The organism is Salinactinospora qingdaonensis (assembly GCF_039539445.1).
GTDB classification, from domain to species: Bacteria; Actinomycetota; Actinomycetes; order Streptosporangiales; family Streptosporangiaceae; genus Salinactinospora; species Salinactinospora qingdaonensis.
In genome coordinates, this window is record NZ_BAABDD010000003.1 from 237647 (window position 1) to 256335 (window position 18689).

Annotated in this window: 23 protein-coding genes and 1 tRNA gene; 12 read left to right on the top strand and 12 right to left on the bottom strand. The window is 69.2% G+C overall.

The features are described from left to right. The first annotated feature begins 224 nt into the window (after positions 1–224). Positions 225–1475: a transcriptional regulator gene (locus ABD848_RS04960; RefSeq protein WP_344967967.1), complete on the top strand. Its 1251-nt coding sequence runs from the start codon at positions 225–227 to the stop codon at positions 1473–1475. An 81-nt stretch (positions 1476–1556) separates the two neighbouring features. Here ABD848_RS04960 and hisC read toward each other — a convergent pair whose 3' ends face one another. After that, complete coding sequence (hisC, locus tag ABD848_RS04965; protein ID WP_344967969.1) at positions 1557–2639, bottom strand: histidinol-phosphate transaminase; 1083 nt, start codon at positions 2637–2639, stop codon at positions 1557–1559. A 148-nt stretch (positions 2640–2787) separates the two neighbouring features. Between hisC and ABD848_RS04970 the strand changes: the two genes are divergently transcribed. Then, positions 2788–3510, top strand: a complete 723-nt coding sequence (locus tag ABD848_RS04970) for a hypothetical protein (protein WP_344967766.1) — start codon at positions 2788–2790, stop codon at positions 3508–3510. Positions 3511–4176: 666 nt separating this feature from the next. Then, on the top strand, positions 4177–5376 hold the full coding sequence (locus tag ABD848_RS04975) for an ATP-binding protein (RefSeq protein ID WP_344967768.1): 1200 nt from the start codon (positions 4177–4179) through the stop codon (positions 5374–5376). Between the two features lie 69 nt (positions 5377–5445). Here ABD848_RS04975 and ABD848_RS04980 read toward each other — a convergent pair whose 3' ends face one another. Both ABD848_RS04980 and ABD848_RS04985 read right to left on the bottom strand, forming a co-directional pair. Next, a complete protein-coding gene (locus ABD848_RS04980; RefSeq protein ID WP_344967770.1) occupies positions 5446–6237 on the bottom strand; it encodes a MauE/DoxX family redox-associated membrane protein in 792 nt (263 codons plus the stop codon). A gap of 3 nt (positions 6238–6240) precedes the next feature. Then, positions 6241–7194, bottom strand: a complete 954-nt coding sequence (locus ABD848_RS04985) for a hypothetical protein (protein ID WP_344967772.1) — start codon at positions 7192–7194, stop codon at positions 6241–6243. Between the two features lie 289 nt (positions 7195–7483). On the opposite strand from ABD848_RS04985, the gene ABD848_RS04990 reads away from it, so the two are divergent. From ABD848_RS04990 to ABD848_RS05000, 3 genes are all read left to right on the top strand, one after another. After that, entirely contained in the window at positions 7484–7696 is a 213-nt protein-coding gene (locus ABD848_RS04990; protein WP_344967774.1) for a hypothetical protein, read from the top strand. 243 nt (positions 7697–7939) lie between these two features. Next, complete coding sequence (locus tag ABD848_RS04995; protein ID WP_344967776.1) at positions 7940–8458, top strand: SigE family RNA polymerase sigma factor; 519 nt, start codon at positions 7940–7942, stop codon at positions 8456–8458. A 105-nt stretch (positions 8459–8563) separates the two neighbouring features. Continuing rightward, positions 8564–8650: transfer RNA gene (locus tag ABD848_RS05000), tRNA-Ser, on the top strand. A 368-nt stretch (positions 8651–9018) separates the two neighbouring features. On the opposite strand, the gene ABD848_RS05005 is transcribed toward ABD848_RS05000, so the two are convergent. From ABD848_RS05005 to ABD848_RS05045, 9 genes are all read right to left on the bottom strand, one after another. Then, positions 9019–9201 carry a helix-turn-helix domain-containing protein gene (locus ABD848_RS05005; RefSeq protein ID WP_344967778.1) on the bottom strand — a complete coding sequence of 61 codons (183 nt, stop codon included), beginning with the start codon at positions 9199–9201 and terminating at the stop codon, positions 9019–9021. An 88-nt stretch (positions 9202–9289) separates the two neighbouring features. Next, positions 9290–10357: a methyltransferase domain-containing protein gene (locus ABD848_RS05010; protein WP_344967780.1), complete on the bottom strand. Its 1068-nt coding sequence runs from the start codon at positions 10355–10357 to the stop codon at positions 9290–9292. A gap of 300 nt (positions 10358–10657) precedes the next feature. After that, positions 10658–10864 (bottom strand): hypothetical protein, encoded by a 207-nt coding sequence (locus ABD848_RS05015; protein ID WP_344967782.1) that lies wholly within the window; start codon positions 10862–10864, stop codon positions 10658–10660. Beyond that, entirely contained in the window at positions 10861–11121 is a 261-nt protein-coding gene (locus ABD848_RS05020; protein WP_344967784.1) for a hypothetical protein, read from the bottom strand. The genes ABD848_RS05015 and ABD848_RS05020 overlap by 4 nt, the downstream gene beginning before the upstream one ends. 87 nt (positions 11122–11208) lie before the next feature. Next, positions 11209–12441, bottom strand: coding sequence for a helix-turn-helix domain-containing protein (locus tag ABD848_RS05025; RefSeq protein WP_344967786.1), 1233 nt, complete (start codon positions 12439–12441; stop codon positions 11209–11211). 166 nt (positions 12442–12607) lie between these two features. Beyond that, positions 12608–12913 (bottom strand): hypothetical protein, encoded by a 306-nt coding sequence (locus tag ABD848_RS05030; protein WP_344967788.1) that lies wholly within the window; start codon positions 12911–12913, stop codon positions 12608–12610. A gap of 74 nt (positions 12914–12987) precedes the next feature. Beyond that, positions 12988–13197: a hypothetical protein gene (locus ABD848_RS05035; RefSeq protein ID WP_344967790.1), complete on the bottom strand. Its 210-nt coding sequence runs from the start codon at positions 13195–13197 to the stop codon at positions 12988–12990. A 70-nt stretch (positions 13198–13267) separates the two neighbouring features. Further along, a complete protein-coding gene (locus tag ABD848_RS05040) occupies positions 13268–13474 on the bottom strand; it encodes a hypothetical protein (RefSeq protein ID WP_344967792.1) in 207 nt (68 codons plus the stop codon). A 59-nt stretch (positions 13475–13533) separates the two neighbouring features. After that, positions 13534–14226 carry a hypothetical protein gene (locus tag ABD848_RS05045; RefSeq protein WP_344967794.1) on the bottom strand — a complete coding sequence of 231 codons (693 nt, stop codon included), beginning with the start codon at positions 14224–14226 and terminating at the stop codon, positions 13534–13536. On the opposite strand from ABD848_RS05045, the gene ABD848_RS05050 reads away from it, so the two are divergent. From ABD848_RS05050 to ABD848_RS05075, 6 genes are all read left to right on the top strand, one after another. Next, complete coding sequence (locus tag ABD848_RS05050) at positions 14225–14656, top strand: SpoIIAA family protein (RefSeq protein ID WP_344967796.1); 432 nt, start codon at positions 14225–14227, stop codon at positions 14654–14656. The two genes, ABD848_RS05045 and ABD848_RS05050, sit on opposite strands and share 2 nt — an antisense overlap. Positions 14657–15375: 719 nt before the next feature. Then, the gene (locus ABD848_RS05055; RefSeq protein WP_344967798.1) at positions 15376–16344 is read left to right on the top strand and encodes an SDR family NAD(P)-dependent oxidoreductase; all 969 of its coding nucleotides are present in this window, start codon (positions 15376–15378) and stop codon (positions 16342–16344) included. 448 nt (positions 16345–16792) lie between these two features. Further along, a complete protein-coding gene (locus ABD848_RS05060) occupies positions 16793–17293 on the top strand; it encodes a DUF6789 family protein (RefSeq protein WP_344967800.1) in 501 nt (166 codons plus the stop codon). Between the two features lie 38 nt (positions 17294–17331). Then, complete coding sequence (locus ABD848_RS05065) at positions 17332–17844, top strand: hypothetical protein (RefSeq protein ID WP_344967801.1); 513 nt, start codon at positions 17332–17334, stop codon at positions 17842–17844. 4 nt (positions 17845–17848) lie between these two features. Beyond that, the gene (locus tag ABD848_RS05070) at positions 17849–18286 is read left to right on the top strand and encodes a MerR family transcriptional regulator (protein WP_344967803.1); all 438 of its coding nucleotides are present in this window, start codon (positions 17849–17851) and stop codon (positions 18284–18286) included. Then, complete coding sequence (locus ABD848_RS05075; protein WP_344967805.1) at positions 18279–18587, top strand: hypothetical protein; 309 nt, start codon at positions 18279–18281, stop codon at positions 18585–18587. Before ABD848_RS05070 ends, ABD848_RS05075 begins: the two co-directional genes overlap by 8 nt. Positions 18588–18689: the final 102 nt, after the last annotated feature.

Here is an 18689-nt window from a genome sequence, read left to right on the forward strand (position 1 = left end):
CTCCCACCCACGCTTTTGACGTTCTGTGTCAAACGATCTTCATACGCTCCCCACAATGGGTACGATCTCGGCAATCATGCCGTGACAGGAATTGGGTCGGGACCAGTGGGCGCACATAGTGAAGAGCGTGGAATGGTAGCGGGGAGCAGCCCGAGGTGAGTGCGCAGCGTACCGGCGATCTGACGATTGGTGTCATCGGGCCGCACGAGGTAGTCGAGCGTGTCATGCTCATGGGTCCGGGATCGACAGGACCGCTCAACGCCAGACTCATCGCCGCCGCTTATCGAGACGAGCAAGAGGCAACCGACAAAGTACTGCGGTTGGGATCGGCGATCGACGCGTATCTTTTCGCCAGTCCGGTCCCCTACGAGTTCGCCCGTAAAGCCGGAGTACTGACCATGCCAGCGACCTACGTGCCGCTGAGCGGGGCGAGCCTGCACGAGGCTCTGTTGCGTGCGACGTTGGACGAGAGATTCGACCCCACGCGCGCAAGCCTGGACGTGCTCAGTCGCACCGATGTGGTCGAGGCGTATTCGGAGGTGGATCTGCCAGTTGACAGCATCCACGTACATGAGGAGTTAGTGGGCACAGCCGCCCTGACCTCGTTCCACGAGGGGCTGTGGCGGCGCAAAGCCACCCGGATGGCCATCACGTGCGTGCGCGGGGTGGCCGAGCGGCTGGAGGCGATCGGTGTGCCGACGCTGCGGCTACGGCCCACCAATGCCGGGGTCCGCAGCGCGCTCCAGACCGCGGGGCTGTTAGGGGCCCACCATCGGTTGGAGGAGGCCCAGCTCGGTGTGGTGATCGTGGACGTACCGACGTTGCGCGACTCCACCCGGCGCTCCACCCCGAGATACTGGCGCGAAGAGCTGCGGCTGGCGCTGCAACGCCTGCTCTTGCAGGAGGCGCACCGCATCAACGCCACGGCCCACCCCGTGGACGATCACACGTTCATGGTGACGGCCACGCGCGGTTCGCTCGTCTCGGCCACCGAGGGGTTCCGCCAACCGCCGTTCGTGGAGCGGATCAAAGCCGAGTTGGGAATCGCTATCGAGGTGGGGATCGGCATGGGGCGCACCACCCAGGACGCCGAGACCCATGCCAGAGCGGCCTTGAGCCGTGCTCAGGCCACGCGCCAGAGCTTCGCGGTCGATCGGGAGGGCCGGTCGCTCGTGCCGGCTCAGCGGGCACCACAGCGCCAGTCAGGCGAGCCATTGCGCACTAAGGGACGCGAGACGCTGCTGCGGCTGTCGGAGAAGATTGCGGAGGAGGACGCCCCGCTCGTGGTCGACGCCGAGAGCGCCGGCCGCATGCTGGGCGTGACGCCGCGTACGGCGCGCAGGCTGTTGCGCACCCTCGTCGAGGAAGGGCTCGCGTGGCCACTGCCGCCGAACCGCACGCTGCAACCCGGCCGACCGCGTCAGCTCTACCGGCTGATCGTGGAGAAGCTCGACAAGGACAAGGCGAGTAAGTAGGCGGGCCGAAGTCAGCGGCTTTTAGCGGGTTCCCAAGGCGCGGGTGTGGCCCGTGCCCTGGGAGCCGCCGGGACATCCGGATCAGTGACGTCGAGGGAAGGACTCCGCTGCCGTCAGGAAGGCGTCGTTGTCCTCGGGCGTGCCAACGCTGATGCGCGCTCCTTCACCGGCGAAGGGGCGCACGGCCACCCCCGCGCGCTCGCACGTCTCGGCGAAGGCCACGGTGTCTTCTCCCAGGCGCAGCCAGACGAAGTTCGCCTCGGTGGGCGGGACGGTCCAACCGTCGGCAAGGAGGGCCTCGCGTACCCGCTCGCGCTCCTTGACCAGGGTCGCCACGCGCTCCAGCAGCTCCTCCTCCGCAGCCAGCGAGGCGATGGCCGCGGCCTGGGCGATCTGGTTGACGGCAAAGGGCACGAGAGTCTTGCGGGCGGCGTCGACGACGGTGGGATGGCCGATGAGGAACCCCACGCGCAGCCCGGCGAGCCCGTACGCCTTGGAGAAGGTGCGCAGGACGGCGACGTTGGGGCGGTCGCGGTACAGGGTGAGCCCGTCGGGCACCTGGGGGTCACGGACGAACTCGCGGTAAGCCTCGTCAAGGATGACTAGGACATCGCTGGGAACCCGGTCGAGGAAGCGCACCAACTCCGCGCGGCCCACCGCCGTTCCGGTGGGGTTGTTGGGGTTACACACCAGCACCATGCGGGTGCGATCGGTGATGGCAGCCGCCATGGCGTCGAGGTCGTGATACTCCTCTCGCAGCGGCACCCGAACCGAGGTCACACCGGCCACTTCGGCCAACAGCGGGTATGCCTCGAACGAGCGCCACCCGTAGCCGATCTCGACACCGGATTCAGCAACGGCCGCCATGAGCTGCTGCAACAGCCCGACGGAGCCCGCCCCTAGCGCCACTTCCTCCTCAGCTACCCCGAAACGGTTGGCGATAGCGGCGGTCAACTCGGCTGCCGCGGCGTCGGGGTAGCGGTTGACCCCGGCCGCGGTGGCGGCGATCGCGTCGACGACCGAGGGCAGCGGGCCGTAGGGCGTCTCGTTCGAGGAAAGCTTGTGCGACCGCCCGCCGGGGCCGACTACCTTGCGGCCCGGCCGGTAGGCCGGGATCGAGTCGAGGACGGCTCTAAAACGGGGCGAATTGGACTCCGACACCATCATCCTTTGTCGATACGCTGAGTAATAAACCAAACACTTTATGCGCGTCGGAACGTCGCCGCACGACGTCCCTCCGAACATGATCCACGCCCGCACGCCACCTCTGCCATTCTCCGCGGCAATATCGCACAGAAGAGGAAACAGCACCATGAAGCACTCCATGGAACTACAGAAAGTCCACATTTGGCTACGCACAGCCGTCTTGGGTGTCGCCCTCGCCGGCGTACTGAGTGGCTGCGCCAGCGCCGACGAGAGCGACGGCGCGGAGGACGCCGATCCCAACGCCGAAGCGGCGGCCCAACTGAGCCAAGCCCAGATCGTGCAGTTCAACGAGGCCAAAGTGGTTCCCGAACGCAGCGAGAGCGGCACCTACAGTACGTTGGCGACGGTGCGCCGGATGGAGGAGCTGCGGGAGAAGGCCACTGTTGACAAGGCCGACTGCATGGACGCGGTGAACCGGTGGGGAAGGTTGGCTGCGGTGCGGCAAGCCCCGGCCTCCCTGGCGACCTTCGTCGACGGCGACGCGACGATCACCCACTTGCTGATCGAACTCTCCGACTCCGAAAGCGAGCGGGCACTGGCCACCGAAGTGCCTGAGGAATGCGCGAGCTACACGGCCAGCGTGGGTGGCGAGGAGGCCACGAGCTACCACGTGAACGAGTTGGATCTGGCCCAGATCGGGGCGGGCTCGCGCGCGTTCCTCGTCACAAGCGGACCGGAGGGCCAGCGCACCCGGATGCACAACCTCACCTACCGCGGCGACGGCTACCTGGGCGTGACAGCCGTACTCAACGGCGGTGAGGATGCTGAGGAGACGCTGGTGGAGTTCACCAAGACCGCGCTGGAGCGCGAGCGCACGGTGCTGAGTTAGGTGTGTTTTCGGGAGGGGCGGCGAGGGGGCGAGGGCACATGGGCACGGTGTGTCGGGTGCTGCCCGCGGGGGCGCCGCTCTAGCGGGAGCCAGCGGGCGAGGCCGGTCTGCGCGCCATGGTCGCCACGAGCGGTGCCGTTGGGCGGTCCTCGTCGTGCTCGGGGCCGGGGCGCGGTGGGTTGGGGCTGAGGAGGACACGTGGTGTTTCCCGTCGCTCGCACCTCCTCCCCGTCTCACTTGACAAAAACGTAGAGGCCCCGCCCACCGGTGCTGAGGTGGTGCCCCGCGCCTGCGCGAGCGCCCTCGCTGTTGCTCGGGGACGCCGCTGGCGCTTCCGATGTCCGCCGCGTCCCGCCCTGGCACGGGGCGCGGCGAAGGCGGTGTGCCCGTTGGCGAGAAAGCCCGGTGTCCCCTACACTCATACGTGATCGAACACAGGTTCGAAAACGGAAGGATGAGGGGATGGGGAGTCGTACGGTCCCGGCAGCGCCCGCACCAGGTCCACTGACCGCGCGTCCCGGTGCGGTCCGGTCCGCTCCCCGTTCCCTCTCTGGAACGCGCGGTGAGCGCCGCGCTCTGCGCGAAGTGGCGTGGGAGGCGACCTCTTCTGCGGTTTTCTACCGCTCTCTAGAAGCAGCGCTAGAAACACGTATAGAGTCCGATCGCATGGACCCCGTGCGTAACCCCTACGCCCCTGGCGCCGGCCAGCGGCCTCCAGAGTTGGCCGGCCGGGAGCGTGAGGTGCGTCAGTTCGAAGTGGTGCTGGAACGGGTCGCGCGCGGGCGCCCCGAACGCAGCACCGTGCTCACAGGGTTGCGCGGGGTGGGAAAGACAGTCCTGCTCAACACGTTTCGCTCCATGGCGATTCAGCGCCTGTGGGGCACGGGAAAGATCGAGGCCCGACCCGACCAGTCGATCCGCCGCCCGATGGCGGCGGCCCTGCACATGGCACTGCGCGAACTCGCACCGCGCCACCGCGCCCCCGAGCGCGTCGAGCACGTGCTGGGAGTACTCAAGGCGTTTGCCCAAGCCAAAACCGACGACGAGAAGCCGAGCAGGAACAGCAAAGGCGGCGCCCGGTGGCAGCCGGGTATCGAGGTTCCCGCCGTGCGGGGGCGCGCCGACTCCGGTGACCTGGAGATCGACCTGATGGAGCTGTTCGTCGACGCCGCATCGGTGGCCACCGACCTGGGGGTGGGCATCGTGCTGTTCATCGACGAGATGCAGGATGTCCCCACCGAGGACATCTCGGCCCTGTGCGCCGCCTGTCACGAACTGTCGCAGATCGGCGGTCCCCTCATCGTGGTGGGTGCCGGCCTGCCCCACCTGCCGGCAGTGCTGTCGGCGAGCAAGAGCTATTCGGAACGGCTGTTCCGCTACACCCGCATCGACCGCCTCAGCCGGGAGGCGGCCGACTACGCGCTGAGCGCACCGGCGCATCTGGAGGACGTCAGCTTCACCCCCGAGGCGCTAGCGACGCTCTACGAGATCTCCGACGGCTACCCCTTCTTCGTGCAGGCATACGGCAAGGTCACGTGGGATCTCGCGCTGCACAGCCCCATCACCGCCGAGGACGTCACAGTGGCCGCGCCCGAGGCTGAGGAGGAACTGGCGGTGGGCTTCTTCGGCAGCAGGTACGAGCGGGCCACTCCCGCCGAACGCGAGTACATGCGTGCCATGGCTGCGCTGGGCGAGGAGCCCGTCCCCACCAACGAGATCGCGAAGTCGCTGGGCCGGCGCCCGTCGAGTCTGTCACCGGCCCGTGACAGCCTCCTTAAGAAAGGACTCGTCTACAGCGCCGAGCGCGGTCTCATCGCCTTCACGGTGCCCCACTTCGGCCACTTCCTGCGGAGCCGGCCCGACTGAAGGCGCAGCGGAAGTGCTGGCCCTCACATCGGACTTTCTAGCTCCGTCTAGCAAATCCACTAGAAAGCGTTATACGAGCTGATCGGAGTCGGTCGTGTCGAGCACGACAGAGCGCACCACAGAGCGCCGTCTCGACAGGGGAACGGCGAAGATCACATCGGCGGGACGTCCGGCGCGGGTACCGCGGAACCTGAGGAAGCGCAGGCACTTCTGCCGCCAGACGTCGACCGGCTCCGAGGAGTCGAGCAGTTCGACATGCTCGCGCCAAGCGTCGCTGGTGTACAGCCGCGCCAAGCTCCGGTTCAGCGGCACGTCGCGAATATCGCAGGGATCGCGGTAGTAAAGGCGCTGGATGAGTTCCTTGAACTCGGGTGACAGGACGGCGATCAGGGCGACCTCGCCGAGCATCACGGCCAGGTGCGGCAGCGTCAATTGTGTCAGCACACCAAGCCCGGAAGGGGTGACGCCCACTGTCACCGCCGCGGCTACGGCGAACAGGGCGGCGCGGCTGATCGTGCGCCAGCCCACCGGGGTCGTGCTGAGCCCGCCAAAGCACCCACACCCTTTCTCGGGCTCGTGCTCGCGCGTCTGGATCAGCGCCGCCGTCGCCACTGCGAACAGCGCGACCGTGGCGGCGCGCACGATGTCTCCGAGCGCTCCGAAGCACAGCAGTAGGAGCACTCCGGCGATGGCCTCGGTAGCGGCGATGGCCAGGGCCGACGGACGGTGCAGCCAGGAGGGCAGCAGCACCGCTTGGGGCCCCTGCCCCTGTGTCGAACGGTCGGCGAACTTCGTCAACGCCGCGAGCAGCAGGGCAGCGCTGATCACGGGCAGTTGGACTTCACGGAGTATCTCGATCACGGGTCAACCCACCGTCATAGTCGCGTTGAAGCAGCCAGCTTCGGGGACGCCGCCCAAAGCGATGTAGCTGGCGAGGGTCAGTTGGGCGATACGGCCGCGCTCACTGAAACCGCAGGTGACACACCGATCACAGAAGTGGCTGATCGCCGCGCCACAGGCGACGACGGGGATCGCGGCCGTGTCTCCGGTGCAGTCATTGCGCAATTGGAAGGTCGCACCGATCGATAGTTGGGGCAGGGGAACGCAGCTCTTCACTCGATCGCACTCGGTTCCACAGTCACCGGCGCGGTCCAAGGCGGGGTAGGCGGCACCGGCGCGGGTGGCTGCGGCATCGGTGGTGGGAAGCCGACCGTGAGTGGGGTCGTACCAGGAGACCATGCCGCTCACCCGGGCGGGGCGGTGGCGTACGGGGGGCGGGGGCGGGGCCTCTGCGGCGGGGTAGGGCGGTTGTGAGGTGGCGGGCAGCAGGGCGTTCACTATCCCGTTCTCCCAGACCCCGATGGCGTCGAACAGGTAGCCGGGTTCGAGCTTGTGGTGGCGTACGCGCATCCGGCCGGATGCACGGTAGGGGATGACGAGCCTGACCCGCTCGCGGTCGTGGCCGGGGGCGACCTCGAGGAGTTCACCGTCGTAGGCGGTGATCACCCCGGTCACACGGGCGAGGTCGCTCCATACTCGCTCCGCCACCGTTCTGCTGTGGGGGTTGCGGCGGATGATGACGTCGTGGCCGGGGGTCAGTTCGGTGGAGGTCACGTCGCGGCCCCGCCAGCAGGTGGTGTCTCGCGCGAGGACGAATCTCTCCTCCCCCTGCGCGGTGGCCACGCTGAGCGTGTGCGGGCTGACGTCCAACAGCATCCCCCGCGCGACGCGTGCGCTGGGATCGTCGGGGACCGGGGCGGCGGACGGGCCCAATAAGGCGGCCGTAAACCGGCGGCGCTCCTCCGTTCTCGACACCATCAACCCCTTCCCTTTTCCACCAATTGCCTTGGATATCCGGATGTGCTGCGGCCTCAGGCCATTGTCGCGCAGACCCCACTGCCTAATCGGGCTAACGGTATAAACCGCCGCACACCGTCTGCTGTATGGGCCTAACTGGACCGATAAATATTTCTAACTTGTTACGGCGTGAAAAAAACCAGTTACTCAACTTGCATGAAACTGTGACTCTATGCGTTCATGTATATACGAAGGGTTCACAGCAATGCTGTATCCCGAAATGTTCTATTTGTGCAGCGAAAGGAATGACATGCTCAACGAGGTTGCCACCCCCCGCATCTCTCGTATTCGCCGCTTTGGCCGAGTGGCAGCCGTGGCCGCCGCCGCCCCTGTGCTGAGCGTGGCAGTGGCCGCGCCGGCCAGCGCTGCCGCGCTAGCGCCGACCGCGGCGGAGGTCGACAAGGTCGTCGCGGACACCCTCGACCGCACCAGCGAGGCCGTGGTCGTGCTCGTCCACTCCTAACGAGCGACACGCGCGGTGGGCGTCCCAAGGGCAGCCCGTTTTTCGGACGCCCACCGTCTCCCGAAACCCCTGGCACATAAGGCCAGAGTAGATTGTCGCTCTTGTCCGTTTTGCTGGATTGTGGAAACAGCGAGAACTGATGTTTACGCAGCTCATGCAACAGTGAGGAAGGTGAGCATGTGATATAGGGCACGCGCCGACACCATTACGGTCGGCGCGTTCGGCGAGCGGGGCGGTGGTCGTGTGAACGCGCCAACGCGACAAACCAGATACGAGGAGTTCTCGCGCTATGTCGAACAGCGCGGACCCGCGCTGCTGCGCATGGCCTACGGCCTCACCGGGAACCACGCCGACGCCGAAGACTTGCTACAAGCCGCTTTGGTGAAGACGTTCTTCGCATGGGACCGCATCACCAGCCCGCACGCCCGCGACGGCTACGTCCGGCGGGCGATGGTCAACACTCAGATCTCGGAGTGGCGCCGCAGGCACATGGAGATCTTCCCTACCGACGAGATCCCCGACCAGCGCGTGGACGATCCGACGTGGCAGACCGACCTCGCCGACGCTGTCCGTCGCGCGGTCGAGCGCCTACCGGAACGCCAGCGCCTGACACTGCTGCTGCGCTACTACGAGGACATGCCCGAAGCTGAGATCGCAGCCCGCCTTGGGGTCAGTGTGGGCACCGTGAAGAGCACGATCTCGCGCGCGGTGGCCAAGCTGCGCCACGACGCCGACCTGGCCATCGAACGCGCCACCTCCTGACCCCGATATCGGCCCTGCGCGGGATCGCTCAGCCCGGTGGGGCTGACACGGCCCCGACTCGTTTTGCACCCGCCCCACTCGGGTCGGTACGCTTATCGCAGTCAAGGAGGATTCGCCTAGTGGCCTATGGCGCCGCACTGCTAATGCGGTTAGGGGGCAACCCCTTCGAGGGTTCAAATCCCTCATCCTCCGCGGCTCACCTGGGGTCTCTCAGCTCCCGCGAGTGCTGAGAGGCCCCAGGTTTTTTGCGCCGGGTACCAGCCATCTCCGTGCCCGACGTCCCGGCACCCCTCCCACACGCGGCGCCCCTGATAGCTGCTGGGGGAGGTGGTTCGCCCCGCACACGCGGGGATTGATTATCGGCGCGCTGTTCCGCGTGGGTAGCTTCTACATCCACCCCGCAGTCGGGGGGAGCAGCCCACGTAACCGCGCCCACTGTCGACGGTCAGATGAACCGCCCCGCTATGTGCGGGGATCATTCGGTGCCTGAGCCAGTTTGAGCCAAAAGCGCCCTCACACCACTAGAACTCAAGCACCACAGGGGGGCGCTTTCCGTGTATCTATCGGCGCCTCTGTCGCGGTCCGCCACGTCCGCGTAGCTCCACACCGGCGCGGATGAGCGCGTCACGGACGGTGCCGTAGGCCACGCCCAGCTCACGCGCGATCTGGCGGATACTCATTCCCTGCTGGTAGCGGGTCACGTAGGCCGACGGTGGGTGAGGAGTGGGGCGTCCGCTGGTCACGAGGCTCCTCCCGGGGTGGGGATGGTGGCCGCGCGCCCCGGCTGGGGAGAACCGGGGCGCGCGAGGTCAGGGCGTTCAGGAGGACAGCTCAGTGGGTCCAAGTGGGGCCGTTGGGGGCGAACCACGTCCGGTGCTCGCCGTGTGGGGCCACGGTCAGGCCGAACTCGGTGCTGTCGGGTGTGCCGTGGTGGTGCCACCACTGCCAGGCGGCCGTCAGTTCGTCCCACACCCGGCGGTGTCCGCCCTGCTCGGCGAGGTATCCCTCCGATGCTGGGGAGATGCGTGCCCATCCGTATTCATGAGTGCTGGCGATCCACATCACCCAGGGGAGGTCGTCGTCGCGGCGCATCCCGTAGATCCAGCCGGGCACCGTGATCCACAGCGGCCACACGCTATCCGGGCTGAGCAGCTCCCACGGGTCGGTGGTGACGGTTTCGGCGGTGTCAGGCTCTAGGTTGAGCCCGGTCGCGGCCGGCTCCGGCGCGCCGGCGCCACGTATCGACATGAACGCGAGATCACCGGCGAAGCGGCCCGATGCCGTATTGCCCCTGACCTGGAGGCGAGCCAGCAGTCCGCCCGGCTGGCGAGGATGCGGTGTCCACGGCGCCACGATCACCCCGCCCGGCGCCTGCGAGATCCACGCCTGGGGGATGCGCGAGACCGCGCAGGTGGCGATCACCCGATCGTAGGCGCCACCGTCGGGATGACCGGCGGCGCCGTCGCCGTGGTGGACGGCCACGTTGGACAGGCCGGCCTCGGCCAGCCGCCCGCGGGCACCCGCGGCCACCTCTTCGTCGACCTCGACCGTGTCGACGTGGCCCTCGCCGCCGACGAGGTGAGCGAGCAGCGCGGCGTTGTAGCCGGTGCCGGTGCCGATCTCCAATACCCGCATCCCCTCGGCCACGTCCAAAGCGTCGAGCATGCGCGCCATCACCGACGGCGCCGACGAAGACGAGGTGGCCAGACCAGGGCCATCAGGGGCGCCCTGGTCGACCTGGGTGACGACAGCATCGTCGGCGTCGACGAGCGCCTGCCACCGCTCAGGATCGGTCGAGCGGTCGATTGGCTGGCCGCGGTCCCACGCCCGGTCAGGGATGTAGTGGCTACGGGGCACGGCGGCCATGGCCGCCTCTACGCGGTGCGTGGTCGTGTCCATCACTTCTGCCCCGACCCGTTGCAGCCCGGGCACTTGACCCACCTGCTTTGCCGTTTCCCGGGGGTTTGGCCGTCGACGGTTTCCCACCAGCCGCCCTCTCCGTAGCACATGCCGCACTTGGCCACTGTTGATCTCTCTTCCTGGTCTTGATCTTTTAGTCTTCCCGCCGCACAGGGCGGTGGTGGGCGGGCTGGCCGTGCCCCCTCCACGGTCCACGGCCAGCCCGCCGCATAGAGGGTCGCCCGCCCCAGACTCCGGGGGAGGGTCGGACAGCAACGGGCGACCCGGTCTCACGGACCGCTACTCGACCTCGTCGATTTCGGGGCGGGGCGGGCCGATGTAGGTCCAGCGGCCCACGATCGGCCGGTAACAGCCAGACGTGGTCTCGGTTGCGAACACGATGCCGGTGGCGCCCGGTGGCAGCAGTTGGGAGAAGTGGGCCTCGACCGCAACTTGGGCGCCGTCGAGCGGGCCGCCATACAGCGTGATGGTGGTTTCCTCGCTCATAGCCGCTCCAACGCCCGTTGGAGTGTGGCCAGGGAGGGGTAGCCGATCGCCCGTGGTGGTGCCGCTAAGGCCGCTTCCAGCTCGTCGAGGGTGGCGGCGTGGATGGTGGGCGCGTAGCCGTTGCCGCCCCGGTTGGTGGCGACGTAGCCGGCCGGGTTGCCCGCACGGTCACGGGTACGCCAGATACGCCACCGGCCCCGGTAGGTGTCGGTGAGGCGGTTCAGGCGTTCAGTCTCCTCGGAGGTCGCGGTAGCCATGACGCGAAGCTATGACCCAGACACAGTGGGGGACAGACACGGTGCGTGTCTGTTTCCCATGGCTCTCGCGCGAGGGGATACGAAGGTTCATCCCTCGACGGCGAGGAAGGCGGCGAGTTCCCGTTGGTCCTTGGTCAAAGTTCGCTTCCGAGTGGCCAGGACGTCGCGCAGCGCGTCAGCGGCCAACCGTTGGTGCTTGAGCCACTGCGGCGACCGTGCGCGCAGCGCGACGAGGACGCGGGTTGCCTCGTCGCCATGGCGACGCATCGCGTGCGCGCGGGCGATGTCGAGACAGTGGCGGTTCCAGTTGTCCGAGGTCGCCCGCCCCACACCGTCAGGAAGCCGCTCGGACATGGCCAGCACGCGGTCGGGCCGGTCCGCGACCATCTCGTTCTCGATGGCCTTCAACGTCACGGTGAGCGGGCCGAAGGTGCCCCACCCGCGCAGGTGATCAACGACCTCCGTGCCGAGGGCAGAGCCAGCGGTGCCGGCTAGCCGGACGAGTTCGCGTGCTTGGTCGGGCCGGTTGTTGCGGGCGGCCGAAGCGGAGGCGCGCAGCAGCAGCCACCCCCACGCAGCCAGTTCCTCCCGGGAGGCGCGCGAGATGCGCGGCTCCACCTCGTCGGCGGTGTCGCCAGCGAGGTGTTCGGCCTCGTCGAGACGTCCTTGACGCAGCAGGACCCAGGCTTGGCCGATGATGGCCGAGGCGGCGTTGAGCTGGTCGCCGATGCTCACCGCGTCGCTGACGGCGTCGCGTAGCGCCAAGTGCGCGAGATCGTAGGCGCGGACCTGGGTGAGGTAGCGTCCGGCCATCTGCAACACCTCGGAGCGCACGGCGCGTGCTTGGCGGTGTTGCTCGCCGGTGGTGAAGTGGTCGACGGCGGCGTGGGTGGAGCGCACCAGCTCCGGCAGCAGCTCTGCCATGGCCGGATAGTGGTCGCGGTGGTAGGAGAGGGCCGCCGCGCGTGCGGACGCGCGCAGGTTCTCTAGGTCGGGTTCCTCGTCGACGTTGTCTAAACCGAGTCGGCCGGTGAGGGTGACCGGGGGCGAGATCGCCCGCCGCAGGGAGAGCAGGGCGATCTTGTCGTCATCGGCGTGGGTGTTCTGTTGGGGAGCGGGGGATTCGAACAGCGCCGACGTGGACACCTGCAACGCGCGCGCCAGGGCGTGATAGGTCTCCAGCCGCGCGGTGCCACCGCGTTCGATCTTCTTGACCACGCCTGCGCTGAGGCCGGAGAGTTCGGCGAGCTTCTCTTGTGTCAATCCTCGACGGCGCCGGATTCCTCGGAGGCGTTCGCCGGGTGAGCTATCGTCGGACATGGCTCTGCCCTTCCTGATCGGGTCGCACCTTCAGGCTAGAGGGCGGGGCCGTTTTCGTACCTGGTTCCATGGCGAATCTCCCCCCGTTCAGACACCCCTTCTAGGTGGCCTAGGGCCGCTAGGTCCCTGGTCGGGGCGCCCCTAGCGGCTAGGGGCGCCCGGGCGTCTAGAAGGCGGCTAGGAGCGCGTCTAGCCGTGCGGTGGCGACCAGGCGACCGGTGCCCACCGGCACGCAGGCGGCACCGTGGGCGGCAATGGTGGCGGCACGCCATCCTCCGGCGGCACGCAGGTGGAACCACAGTGCCGTTACGCGGTCGGCCACCAACCGTGCAGTGTCGGCGGTCGCCTCGACCGCCCCACCGGTCGGGGTGGGGTCGAGGGCGGCGCCGGGGAAGGGGATCACCTCCCCCGGGGCGGAGCTGTCCGGGGCCGGCCGTGGGGCGGGGTCGCGTTCGTGTGCCTGATCGGTCATGCTGGGGCTACTCCTATCCGTGGGAGAGCGGCCCGCCCGGTTGGTAGCCATGGGGCGGGCCGCACCGGTGCGGTTTAGAGCTGGTTGGGTTCCAGCGACCACCACACCGGCACGGTCTTGTCGACCAGCTGGGGGTTGATGCGGGCCGCGCGGCGGGCGGCGTCGAGGACGTTGGTGTAGACCTGGGCGCGCGTGACGCCGGGGGACACGGCCGCGACCTGGTCGTAGGTGTAGTAGGCGCCGGAGGGCAGCCGCAGCACCATCACGGCGTGGTATTCGAGCATGGTTGTTCTCCTGTCTGTGCTGTTCAGCTGCCGCTGGGCGGCACGCGGGTGTGCCGCCCAGCGCGGGGGTCTACTTGTCGTGGGAGAGCGTGGGGATGCCGTAGTCGTGGCCGATCTCGGCGGGTCCGGTCGGCCTTGGGCAGGCGCCGCCGGTCATGTGGGGGCAGGCGTACAGCCCGGGCATGTCCGGATGGTCGACCGCGTGGCATTCTTCGCATGCGCCTCGCACGCAGGGCGCGCACATGCGGGCGTCGTCGAGGGGGGCGTTGAGGTCCACGGTGTTCTCCGTTCTGGCGTGTGGGTGGCCGGGCGGCCATTACGCCGCCCGGCGCGGGGTTACTGGGCGTCGGCCGTCTGGCCGGTGGTGGCGCGGTAGGCGGCGAGCTGGTTGCGGCCCCACCGTTCGGACATGCCGCAGGCAGCGGCGACCTCGCTGCCGGTGATCTGCCGCCCTTCCATGTGGGCGGCGTGGATCAGGTCGCGGGCGGCACGCCGCGGATCGTCCTCGGGCATCGGGATCACGTCGGCACGGGGCCGGGTGTCGACGGCGGCACGTGGGGATGCCGGGGCTGTGCCGGGCGTGCCGCTGGCGGCAGAAGGTGCGCCGGAGTCGTGCCGGATCATGCCGAGGTGCTCCATATAGGCGTCGTCCTCAGCTGTCCACGCGGGTATCCGGTCCCACGGGGTGCCCTCCGGCACCGGCGGTGTGGGGTCGTCCTCCGGCAGCGGTTCCGGCACGGTCTCCGGCAGGCTGCCGGTATCCGGCACAGTGCTGTGCCGCTTGGCCAGGTGCAGCACCGAGGAGAGCCCCAACACGGCAACCGGCAACACAGTGACGAACACCACCACCGGCATCGGTGCCGCGTGCGGCTGCCGCTCAGCGGTCAACAGGTGGTAGCTGGCCTGTCCGAACGAGCCGGCCAGCAGCGCCCCGGCGGCCAGGGCTGTGGGGCTCGACGCAGGGATGCGTACTGAGGCGCCGTGGGGTAGGCAGGCAAGGGAGCGGCGAGAGTGAGGAGAGCGCGCCATGGGTGCTTCGTCGGCTGAGTTCGCCGGGTTCGAGGTGCTGGCGTCCACGGGCGGGAACCTGGTGGCGGTGCGCGCCGGCGGCGCGGCCATCGGGCAGGACTACGAGCGCCTCTATGCCTGGCTCGCCGAGGAGACCGAGCGGCACGGGGCGGTGCGCGTCTACGAGGAGATCCCCGGCTGGACCGGCCCGATCTTCCGTTCCCACGTCCGGTACGGCACCTTCGCCGACCTGAGTTACGGCCCGGAGATCACCATCAGCAGCTACGCCGTGGTCGGCGACTCGGGATGGGCGCGGCTCATGTACCGCCTGTGGTTCCTCATCAAACCGGTATGGCCCTTGGCACCGCTGCGGATGCGCTACTTTGACTGGCCCGAACGTGGCCGGGCGCTGGCGTGGCTGTTGGAAGACGAGGAGCAGGATGGCCGGTAGGGCGCGCCACCTCCCGGCGGCCCCTGAAACGGGCGGGGCTGTCGAGCCTCGATCGCGGGCGCGGGGCCAAAGCTCGTCGACATAGGCCTGTTCCAGCGCCTCCTCATAGGCGGAGCGCAGCTCTTCGGACGTGGCCGCGGTGTCGTAGACCAGGACGATCTCGGCCTTGTGAGAGTAGTCCTCGAAGTTGGCCGCCGCGTATGACCCTGGCTCGTCGATGAGGCGGTAACCGTGGATGGTGATCTCGTCGGCGGTGACCCGCGAGATGCAGCCCTCGACCGGCGTGCAGCCCTCCGAGGTGTCGCGCGCGTTGGACAGGGGCAGCCCCGCAGCCGCGAACTCTTCGGCCACCTTCCGGGCTGTCAGCGTCGGCGGGTCCTGGCCGGCCTGCCACGGGGGGGGGCACCCACTCACCGCCGGTAAGGCGAGAGCGGCTCCGGCGAGGGCAGCGACACGTAGCCGCATGGGGTGTCTCCAGACAACCATCGGGCGTGGAATAAGGACGTGGGCGGACGGCGCCCCAGAGCACGAGCAAGGGGCGAGCGGGAATCGGCTCTCCCGCCCCATACCGGCACCGTCACCTGTCCCCTGGGACGCTCGCGCCAGTCCATGCGTTGCAGGAGCCGGCCGACGGCGAACCCCCAGCGGGACAGGCCGGATGCGGGAACACGGCTCGCGCCTTGACCTGGAGCGCGCTCCAGGTCCTAGCGTTTCTGTTCGTGACAACGGTTCAGCACATGATCGGCTCGGGCTTCGACGCCCGCAGCACCGCACGAGACGTTTTGCACGGAATCGAGCTGTCCGGAAAGCGCGCGGTCGTCACCGGCGGCCACTCCGGGATCGGACTGGAGACGACGCGCGCCCTCGCCGAGGCTGGCGCCCACGTCGTCGTCGGCGCCCGAACCCCCCGAACCGCCGCGGCGGCCCTGGCGGGCATCGCCGGTGTCGAGGTCGACGAACTCGACCTCTCCGACCTCGCGAGCGTTCGTGGGTTCGCGCGGCGGTTCCTGGACACCGGCCACAGCGTGGACATTCTGATCAACAACGCCGGTGTCATGGCCTGCCCGCAGCGGCTGGTCGGCCCCGGCTGGGAGTCGCAATTCGCGACCAACCACCTTGGCCACTACGCGCTTGTCAACCTGCTGTGGCCGGCGTTGGAGCCCGGCGGAGCCCGCGTGGTCGCGGTGTCGTCGGCCGGGCACCACCTGTCGGGCATCCGCTGGGACGACGTGCACTTCGAGCGGGGCTACGACAAGTGGCTGGCCTACGGGCAGGCGAAGACCGCCAACGCGCTGCTGGCCGTCCACCTCGATCGGCTCGGCCGTGACGCGGGCGTGCGGGCGTTCTCGGTGCACCCGGGCAGCATCCTCACCCCGTTGCAGCGCCACCTCACACGGGAGGAGATGGTCGCCGCCGGCTGGGTCGACGAGGCCGGCAATCTGGCCGACCCGAGCTTCAAGACCCCGGAGCAGGGGGCGGCGACACAGGTGTGGGCCGCCACCTCCCCCCACCTGGCCGGTATGGGCGGACTCTACTGCGAGGACTGCGACGTCGCCGCCCCCGCTCCGGCGGACGGCGCCGCGTTCGTCGGTGTTCGCGACCATGCCGTCGACCCCGAGCAGGCCGCGCGGCTGTGGGCCCTCTCAGCGGACCTGACTGGCGTCGATGCGTTCCCGGCCGGCGCCTGAGACACCGCAGGCGCCCTTGATCGGCGCCGCCCGTGGGGAACCACCGCACTCTGCGGTGATGGGGGGCGGCGCCACCCGCCCTGAGGGGCCGGCTGGCCGCCCCGCCCTGGGGAGGGCCGGCCGTGGATTGGGGTGGGGCTCGCCCCTGGCGGCCGGCCCGCCACGGCCACCGCCGGGGGCGACTTGCTCCCTCGAGGGCCGCGGTCGTGGCGACCAGTGTCGTAGACCGCGGTCACCGTCGCCCCTTGGCTGAAACGTTCGCGGCGGCTGGCGCGTCGCGCGCCCGGTCGACACGCACCCGCCGGGGAGGTGGCCGAAGGCGAGGCTTCTCGAATACGGCGGGCACTACGGGGTTGCATCCTGTACCTGGGTACAGGCTTACCGTCGACGTGAGATGACAGCCCGGCTGCTCACGGGCGTCCACGACGACAGCGGAAGGTTGGCGAGGATGACGACCGCACGCGACACGACGGGAGCCCCATCGGGAACGAGGCCGGATGCGAAGCGGCTGGCGACAGCGGCCGGCTGGGGTGCGGTGGCCACGGTGGCGATGAGCGTGGTGATGCTGGCCGCGACGGCGACCGGACTCTCACCGATGCCCAAGCCGATCCCGGCGGCGCTGGTCTCCCACACCGTGGGGGCGCTGCCCCAGCCGGGTCTGGTCGCGTTGGCCGCCGTCGCCCACCTGGGCTACGGGGCAACGGCGGCTGTGCTGCTGGCCGCGTTGGCGCGGCGGGTCACCGTGTGGCACGGACTCGCCGGCGGCGTGGTGCTGTGGGCGCTGATGGGGCTGGCGTGGCTGCCTTACCTGGGCTGGGGGCTCTTCGGTACCGCCATCACGCCGAGAGTCGCCGTGGCAACGCTGGTGCTGCACCTGGTCTACGGCGTTGTCCTGGGCCTGCTGCTGGACCGGCGAAACAAGCGAGAGCGGCCCGGCGTTGGGCGATGAGAGAGGGCCAAGTGATGAGAGACGACGATCCTGCGAGCATGAACCGTCACGGTAGCGACGGCTCCGCCGGCGGGTGCGGCTGTGGCCCCGCCGGACACGCGGCGCCGCCCGGTGGCACGACAGCAGCACATGGCGACGGCGCGGCGTGCGGCCCGGAGTGTGTGAGCGCGGGCTCGTGCACCTGCGCGCCCCCCGAGGAGGCCACGCCTGCGACAGCGACAGGCCCGATCGTGGAGTGGGTACCTGAGGAGTGCACGCTGCCATTGGCGGAGCGTCCGGCGCGCGAGACCGAGTTCGAGGCGCTGTTCGCCGCGGCGCTGCGCACGGTGACGCGGCCGGAGCCGACCCGGCTGCACCTGGTGCTGGCAAACGCCTACAGGGACACCGCCCGGGAGTTGGCCGGCCGGGAGCGGGAGTGCTGCTCGTTCTTCGTATTCAGCTTCGCTTCCCACGACGACGGTCTGCACCTGGACGTCACGGTGCCCGCGAGGCATACACCGATTCTGGACGAGCTGGCGGGGCGTGCGGCGAGTGCGCTCGCGAAGGGGTGACACGGTGAGCGAGACGAAGCTGCGCAGCGGTCAGGTCGCGCGTGCGGCCGGGGTGAACTTGCAGACGCTGCGCTACTACGAGCGGCGGGGGCTGCTGGCCAAGCCGGTGCGCAGCAACGGCGGGCATCGGCTGTACGCTCCGGAGACGGTGACCGTGCTGCGGGTGATCAAGGCCGCCCAACGGCTCGGCTTCACCCTCGACGAGGTCGCCGACCTGCTGGAGGCGGGCAGGCACCGGCACGACCGCCACGAGCCCGCACTGCGGCGGCGGGCGGCGGCCAAGCTGGCCGAGGTCGAGGAGAAGATCGCCGACCTCACCACTATCCGCGCGACGCTGATGAGCGCCCTGGACGCGGGCTGCGACGACCTGAGTGCGTGCATGCAGAGCCCCTGTTGTCCGTTGCCGTTCGCCGACCTCGCCGAGGGAGACCACCGTGACTGACCCCGAACGCGGCGGCCCCCGACCGCTCACGACCGGGCTGGCCGGGCTGGCCGGGATCGCGTGTGTCGCCTGCTGCCTGTTGCCGGTGCTGATCGCCGCCGGCGTGCTCGGCAGCGGGGCCGCCTGGCTGGTGGGCTGGCTGCCGGCGCTGGCCGTAGGACTGGCGGCGCTGGCCGCGGGCACCTGGTGGCTCGGGCGGGGCCGCCGCTGGGTCTCTTGCTCCTGCGGTTCTTCCCACACCGTTGGGGAGTGCGGCTGCACCGCCTCGCCACAGCAGCGCCGGGAAGCCCGGCGCCGGTAGCGCCACGGGTGCCCGGCCGGCAGCGCTCGCGCCGCCGTGGCCAGTTGCCCCTTCCGCGGTATGGGGCTGTGCCTTGACGGCCGGAGGAAGGGCATGGCCAGG